The organism is Asaia sp. W19 (assembly GCF_003994335.1).
Lineage (GTDB): Bacteria > Pseudomonadota > Alphaproteobacteria > Acetobacterales > Acetobacteraceae > Asaia.
This window is the reverse complement of the sequence record NZ_PNQZ01000138.1, coordinates 1-7,163: the sequence shown is the minus strand read 5'-3', so window position 1 is coordinate 7,163 and position 7,163 is coordinate 1. Positions and strand designations below refer to the sequence as shown.

At 59.8% G+C, this 7,163-nt stretch carries 7 protein-coding genes; 6 read left to right on the top strand and 1 reads right to left on the bottom strand.

What is annotated here, in order from left to right; genetic code table 11:
- The coding region (locus tag C0V97_RS17390) for a 3-hydroxyacyl-CoA dehydrogenase NAD-binding domain-containing protein (RefSeq protein ID WP_233582253.1) at positions 1-221 on the bottom strand (221 nt) is incomplete at its 3' end.
- 147 nt (positions 222-368) lie between these two features.
- On the opposite strand from C0V97_RS17390, the gene C0V97_RS17385 reads away from it, so the two are divergent.
- The 6 genes from C0V97_RS17385 to C0V97_RS17360 form a co-directional block, all read left to right on the top strand.
- Complete coding sequence (locus tag C0V97_RS17385; protein WP_158625362.1) at positions 369-1,346, top strand: LysR family transcriptional regulator; 978 nt, start codon at positions 369-371, stop codon at positions 1,344-1,346.
- A complete protein-coding gene (locus C0V97_RS17380; RefSeq protein WP_127101917.1) occupies positions 1,343-2,296 on the top strand; it encodes a LysR family transcriptional regulator in 954 nt (317 codons plus the stop codon). Before C0V97_RS17385 ends, C0V97_RS17380 begins: the two co-directional genes overlap by 4 nt.
- 69 nt (positions 2,297-2,365) lie before the next feature.
- Positions 2,366-3,352, top strand: coding sequence for a D-erythronate dehydrogenase (gene denD, locus C0V97_RS17375; protein WP_127101916.1), 987 nt, complete (start codon positions 2,366-2,368; stop codon positions 3,350-3,352).
- Positions 3,353-3,432: 80 nt separating this feature from the next.
- Positions 3,433-4,833 (top strand): MFS transporter, encoded by a 1,401-nt coding sequence (locus C0V97_RS17370; RefSeq protein ID WP_199751697.1) that lies wholly within the window; start codon positions 3,433-3,435, stop codon positions 4,831-4,833.
- A 36-nt stretch (positions 4,834-4,869) separates the two neighbouring features.
- Complete coding sequence (locus C0V97_RS17365; RefSeq protein WP_127101915.1) at positions 4,870-5,796, top strand: sugar phosphate isomerase/epimerase; 927 nt, start codon at positions 4,870-4,872, stop codon at positions 5,794-5,796.
- Positions 5,797-5,886: 90 nt separating this feature from the next.
- A partial coding sequence (locus C0V97_RS17360) for an MFS transporter (protein WP_127103713.1) occupies positions 5,887-7,163 on the top strand: 1,277 nt, incomplete at its 3' end.

Here is a 7,163-nt window from a genome sequence, read left to right as displayed (position 1 = left end):
AGATTGGTCATGATCCGATCATAGCTTCCAGGCGTCAGAAGCCCCTGCGCCTCGAAATCGCGCGCTTCGCCCAGGAGCCGCTCGAGCGAGCGCTGCGTTGCCTCCGGCGAGACATCGGCGAGCGTGACTTTCATGCCTGAAGCTGCAAGGCTCTGGGCAATACCGCCGCCCATATACCCCGCGCCGATGACCGCTGCACTTCTGATAATCTGAACCGACATGTCGCCCAACCTTCACGATGATTTTGATGGACGCTGAAAACGGAGTGTTCCAGCGATGTAACGGACGAAAGAAATACTCACCCGAAAAGAGGCGCGTCCAATAGTCGTATCCACTCAATAGATAACCATTTGACTATGAAATCGCCCATGTCCCATCCGCATCTCGGCCCGTTCTGGTTCATCGCCTCCAGACTGAAGCTGCGTCACCTGCAGCTTCTCTCGGCATTTTCACGCCATCCGACCCTGCAGGCTGCCGCAGAAAGTCTCGGCATGGCGCAGCCTGCTGCCTCCAAGCTGATTGGCGATCTCGAGGAGTTGATGAAGATCCGCCTCTTCCGGCTCGAAGGGCGACGCATGATCCCCACCTTTGCCGGTGAGGTTCTGACACGACACGCTGTGACCATGCTTGAAGAGCTGGAACGCACGCGTGTCGAGCTCAACGCACTCGTTGATGGGCGCATAGGCCATGTCTCGATCGGAGCGATTGACGGCCCTGTCATCCGTTCGCTTGTCGACATGCTGCGCATTGCCCAGGAAACCTATCCCGAGATCGAACTCGAAATCCGCAGTGGCCCGAGCGACGCATTGTTCCAGATGCTGGTGGACGGCCAGATCGATATCATGCTGGGGCGACGTCCTGTCATCCCCTCGCCCTATCCGGTCCATTATGAGGAAATCGCCACGGAACATCTTGTTGTGGCGGCGCGTCCTGACCATCCCCTGCAGGATACAGGGCCGATCCCGCTGCCAGCCCTTGCCGATTATCCCTGGATCCTGCAGCGAAAGGGGAGCCGATCACGACAACGCCTCGAAGAGCTTTTCCTCGATCGGGATCTGACGCTGCCCACACGGATCGTCTCTTCGGATTCCTGGATGATGACCCTGGCCTATATCACCCGGACCGACGCCCTCACCCTGCTTTCGGCGCCCGCCGCCGAACTTCAGCGCGATGTCGGCCAGATCGCGCTTCTGCCACTGGATTTCTCCTTCGATGTCGCGCCCTGGGGGATGCTGGTGTCGAAGGACCGCCCCTCAACCCCTGCCGCGACAACCATCCTGTCCCTCCTGCGTGACATCACGCACAAAGGAGAAGCCGGGCGTTTCGACGGGGGCTCAGCCCCATGAGCGGACACTCCCTTATCAATCGGCTCAAGCTGCGCCATTTGCGTCTCATCCTCGAACTCGAGGCTACCAACAACCTTCATCGCGCCGCGGAGCGCATGAATCTCTCACAACCTTCGGTATCGAAATTGCTGCAGGAGGTCGAGCACGCCCTCAACACCCGATTATTCGAGCGATCCTCTCAGGGCGTGTTCCCGACACCCAGCGGGGTGCTTGCCGCCCGTCATGCGCGGCTCATGCTCAACGATATAGACCGCCTGCAACTTGATATGAACGCGATGCAGGAGGGGACATATGGCACGGTGCGCGTCGGCTCCATTGTCGCAGCCCTGCCCGATCTGGTGTCACCGGTCTTCGCAGAAATTTCCCGGACCCAGCCGGGGATCAGCCTGTCCCTCACCATCGATACCAGCGACGCGCTTCTTCTGGGCATGGAATCAGGCAGGCTCGATTTTGTGATCGGGCGCCCTCTTGGCCTCCATGGGCCTACAAGGCTGACCTGTCTCGACCTTGCCAGCGAGCCACTTTGCGTCGTTACCAGCTGTCTTAACCCGATCAATGATCCGGGAGGGTTGAGCCTGAAGGATGTCGCTGGCGAACGCTGGATCTTGCAGACAGCGCCCAGCCCCATGCGTCGGGCGATCGAGGCTGCTTTCACCACCGCCTTGCTTCCTCTGCCGGTCCACCCCATCGAGGCATCCTCGATGTTTGCAACGATCGATCTGCTGCTTCATTCGAGCATGCTCGCGGTCATTCCGTGCAGTGTGAGCCGACATTACGAGCGCGCGGGGATGATCCGTCGACTCTCTGTTCCCATGCCGGACTTCCTTGGGGCCTATTCCCTGATCAGCATTCCAGAACGCCCACTCACCCCCGCCGCCGATCTCGTATTTACGGCACTCAGAGAGGCCGCGATCAGCATTCCTGATCGGGCAGTTCAATCTTGCGTCTAGCGCATCATTAACTTTCGGATAGCTTTCGTTCATCTGAAGCTCGGAAACCCGAGAAAAAAGGTGAGTGCGATGCATATCCTCGTCATTGGCGCAGCCGGCATGATCGGCCGTAAATTCATCGAAAGTCTTACAAGCAGGCCTCTCGAGGGTACGGAGGCCACAACGCGCCTTACCTTGGCCGATGTAGTCGCGCCTGCCGCACCAAACGGTTTTAGTGGCGCGTGTGAGACAATGACCTGCGACCTGACGCAATCTGGCGCTGCCGAAAGGCTTTTGAGTGGTCGCCCCGATATCATCTACCATCTCGCGGCAATCGTCTCGGGCGAAGCGGAAGCCGATTTCGACAAAGGCTATGCGGTCAATCTCGATGGCACACGAACCCTGTTCGAGACCATTCGTCAGATTGGCACACGCGAGGGATGGAAGCCGCGTGTTGTCTTCGCCTCATCCAATGCGGTGTTCGGTGGCGACTTTCCCGACGTGATCCCCGATGATTACATCCTCACTCCCCAGACCAGCTATGGTACCCAGAAAGCCATATGCGAGCTCTTGCTGGCCGATTATCGGCGTCGCGGCATTTTTGACGCGATCGGGCTGCGTTTTCCCACCATCTGTGTTCGTCCTGGCAAGCCGAACCGCGCCGCTTCGGGCTTCTTCTCGGGCATCATCCGCGAGCCGCTGGTCGGGCAGGAAGCCCTGCTACCGGTACCAGAAACAACGCGTCACTGGATGACGAGTCCGCGCTCGGCGGTCCAGTTCCTGCGGCATGCAGCAACGCTCGATCTATCTCTCCTGGGTGAGCGACCCAACCTCTCCATGCCTGCCTTGTCAGTCACAGTGGGCGAGCAGATCGCGGCACTGCGCCGTGTCGCAGGTGAAAAGGCAGTCGCCCTTATCCGGCATGCCCCTGACGAAGCTGTTGCGCGTATCGTCGCTGGCTGGGCGCGCGGCTTCGATCCGCAACGCGCCCTGTCTCTCGGGTTCACGACGGAGCAGAGCTTCGACGCGATCATCCAGGCACATATTGAAGATGAGCTCGGCGGCCGCATTGCCTGAGCACCTTCTTCCCCTGACCGCCTGACCACATCCGCGCCCGAGTCATTTGTCGAAGGGGCGCGCATGAGGAGCCGAGCATCATGACTTCAGAGACGATACAGAACAAAGCGGTGCCCGAGATTCCGGACGCAATGCCACCGCTTGCCGCTCTTTCTCCCTCTTCCCTCTCAGCTCGCATTGCGGATCAGGAAACCCTGCGCAGAGGGGCGACGGGCAAGGCCTTCGCCAAGCTCCTGCCTTTCCTGATCCTGATGTATATCGTCGCATTCCTGGATCGTTCGAATATAGGCTCGGCCAAACAGGCGCTTCATACCGATGTCGGCGTTTCGGACGCCATGTTCGCATTCGGCGCTGGCGTGTTCTTCGTCGGCTATGCCCTGTTCGAGATCCCCAGCAATCTCATCCTGTATCGCGTGGGTGCCCGGCGATGGATGGCCCGTATCATGGTCACCTGGGGCCTCGTATCCGCGGCCATGATGTTCACGCAGGGTAACCTGTCGTTCATCATCCTGCGCATGATGCTCGGCATTGCCGAAGCGGGGTTCTTCCCCGGGATCATGCTTTATCTGACATTCTGGTTTCCCGAGCGGGAGCGCACCCGGGTGCTGGGCGTGTTCTATTTCGGCTATCCCCTCGCCATGACCTTCGGCAATCCGCTATCGGGGGCATTGTTCGGGCTCGATGGAATACTGGGCCTTGCCGGCTGGCAATGGATGTTCCTGCTTGAAGGCGGACTGGCCGTTGCCATGGGGATCGCAACCTATTTCGTCCTCCCCGACAAGCCTCAGGACGTGGCCTGGCTGAGCAATGCTGAGAAAACGACCCTCTCAGGTATCCTGCAAAAAGAGGCCGCCGAAAAAGAGGGAGCGCATGGCCACGGCGTACAACTCGGCGCCCTGCTGCATTCAAGCAAACTGCTCCAGTTCCTTGCGCTCTACATGGTCATGCAGGTCGCAAGCTACGGGGTGGTATTCTACCTGCCCGAACAGGTATCGCTGATCCTTCATGAAAAGATCGGGTTCCGCGTCGGTCTGGTCAGTGGCATTCCCTGGGCTTTCGCCATTCTCTCCACTTTCGTCATCACGCGCCTCGTCCAGAAGCATGATGCGCCGCGCCTCGGTCTTCTGGTCTGTCTGGCCGCAGCCGCGATCGGGCTATGCATATCCGGAGCCGAATCAGGCGTGGTTGCCGTGATCGGTTTGTGCATTGCCGCAGCCGGAGTCGTCACGGTCCAGGCCGTTTTCTGGAATTTCCCTCTCGCCCATTTCACCGGAGTGCAGGCTGCGGGGGCGATCGCACTTATCAACGCTCTCGGCAATCTGGGCGGGTTTGCTGCGCCCAATATCCGCAGCTTTGCCTCCCATCTCTGGGAAACGCCTGTTGCCGGTCTCTACGCCGTCGCCCTCTCCGGGCTGATCGGTTTGGTCATCGCCGCCTTCCTGCCGCGGACCAACCACCAGACACACCGTCCGGCCCATTGAGACCTTTTCCTCTCTATCCAGCCAAAGGAGATAACCATGTCTTCCCCTTTCAACCGCACCAACTGGCCCATTGCCGCAGCCATGATCCAGTATGCGAATATCCTGCCGGACGGCTCGAGCGTTCAGGATCAGACACCCGAAGAATGGGCCGCTACACTGGCTGAAGTCACTGATGCGGGCTTTACCGAGATCGACCCCACGGATTCCTGGATCAGGCTCGCTGATCTCCCCGCAGAGCGACTGGCCCTTTTCGCGTCGCTCGTGAAGGAGGCCGGTCTCACAATGCCAGGGCTCTCGACTGCGCGGCGCTCCATCATAGATCCGGAACAGGCGGATGAAAATCTCGCCTATAGTCATCGCGTGATCGATACCGCCGCGAAGCTCGGGATCAAGGAGGTCTCCTTTGGTCTTTTCTATCCCCTGACCCCCGCGCAAAAAGCCGCCTTGTGGTTCTGGACAGCACAGGGGACGGTCAACCCGGATGACACGACGACCTGGAACCTTGCGGTCGCCCGCATTCGCGAACTGGCACGTCATGCGCAGGAGGTCGGGGTCGGGCTCTCGCTCGAGATGTATGAAGATACCTATCTGGGCACGGCAGAGAGTGCCGTGCGCTTCGTGCAGGATGTCGACCACGCCAGCGTAGGGATCAACGCAGATCTGGGTAACCTTGTCCGGCTGCATCGCCCGGTCGAGCATTGGGCGTCGATGATGCAGAAGGTGGCGCCGTTTGCGCGCTATTGGCACGTGAAGAATTACTATCGCACTGAAGATGCCACCACAGGCATGGTGGTCACGGCCCCTGCCCCACTCGAATTCGGCGTGATCAGCTATCGGGCGGCCATTAAAATGGCACTCGCCCACGGGTTCAAAAGTGCCTTCCTGGTCGAGCATTATGGCGGTGACGGTCTGAGCGTAAGCGCGACCAACCGCGCTTATCTGCGTCGCATTCTGCCGAGATAACGCGGCGTTCTCTCTGCAAGGTCCCGATATGCGGACCTTGCAAAGGACAGCCCTCTCGCCATCCTTCCTCTCTGGTGCAGGAGAGAGATCATGCCCCGTCTGCGTTGGCTGATGATCATCCTCTGTTTCGCTGCGACCACCATCAACTACATCGATCGGGCAACGATCGCCATTGCAGCCCCGTTCATGGCGCGCGAATTACACATCGATCCGGCCCTCCTTGGCATCATCCTCGGTGGTTTCTTCTGGACTTATGCCTTCATGCAGCTGCCATTCGGTATGGTGGTGGATCGCGTCGGGGTCCGCGCAGCTTATGCGCTTGCCGTGATATGGTGGTCGGTCTGTACCGCCCTGACCGCTCTGGTCCGCGGGCCGCTGAGTATTCTCGGTCTGCGCCTTGCTCTGGGTATAGGTGAATCGGGCAGCTATCCTTCGAATGCCAAGGTCGCCTCGCTCTGGTTCCCCAAAAGCGAGAGAGGCCTCGCTGCCGGGATCTTTGACAGCGGGTCACGGGCGGGCTCTGCGGTATCGATGCCGCTGGTTGCCCTGCTGATTGCTCTTCTCGGCTGGCGCCTTGCCTTTGTCGCAGCGGGATGCCTCGGGCTGGTCTGGGTCGTCTTCTGGTTTGCGCTTTATCATGACCCGGACAGACATCCCCGACTTCCCGCTGGAGAGCTGGCAACGCTGAGAGCAGCCCAGCCCACTCCCGTACGTGCTGCCCCGGGAGCGTGGCGGCTGATGCTCAGGCACCGAACGGTGTGGGGCATGATGCTTGGCTTCTTCTGCGCCAATTTCGTCTTCTATTTTTTTGCCACCTGGTTTCCGAGCTATCTCGTAAGCGCGCACGGGTTTTCGCTCAAGGATCTGGGGCTCATCGGGATGATCCCGGGCGTTGTCGCCATTCCGGCAGCCTGGCTGGGCGGTTGGACCTCTGATCGGCTCCATCACAACGGATGGAGCCTCACAGCGGCACGCAAGACCTGCCTCGTGGGTGGGCTCGTACTTTCCTCTGTCATCGCTCTGACTGCCTTCGTCACCCAGACCTGGTTGTGCATCACCTTTTTGTCGGTTTCCTTCGGCGGTATTGCCTTCACTGGGGCCAATATCTGGTCTCTTCCAGCCGATATCGCGCCAAGCCCCGACCTCGTGGCTACTCTGGGCGGCCTTCAGAACAGTGCCGCGAATATCGCCGGGATCGTGATTGCGAGCTTTACCGGACTGATGGTGAGCCTGACGCATGGATCATTTCTCATCCCGCTCTGCGCAACCGGGGGATTTGGCCTGCTCGGCGCCGTTTCATACCTCTTCATCGTGGGGCCGATTGAGCCACTCCCCCTCGATCCCCCCAAGAAAAACGCGCCTGAACG

Coding starts and splice junctions, on each gene's coding strand:
- C0V97_RS17385 (WP_158625362.1), top strand. CDS start 369: ATGTCCCATCCGCATCTCGGCCCGTTCTGGTTCATCGCCTCCAGACTG.
- C0V97_RS17380 (WP_127101917.1), top strand. CDS start 1,343: ATGAGCGGACACTCCCTTATCAATCGGCTCAAGCTGCGCCATTTGCGT.
- denD (WP_127101916.1), top strand. CDS start 2,366: ATGCATATCCTCGTCATTGGCGCAGCCGGCATGATCGGCCGTAAATTC.
- C0V97_RS17370 (WP_199751697.1), top strand. CDS start 3,433: ATGACTTCAGAGACGATACAGAACAAAGCGGTGCCCGAGATTCCGGAC.
- C0V97_RS17365 (WP_127101915.1), top strand. CDS start 4,870: ATGTCTTCCCCTTTCAACCGCACCAACTGGCCCATTGCCGCAGCCATG.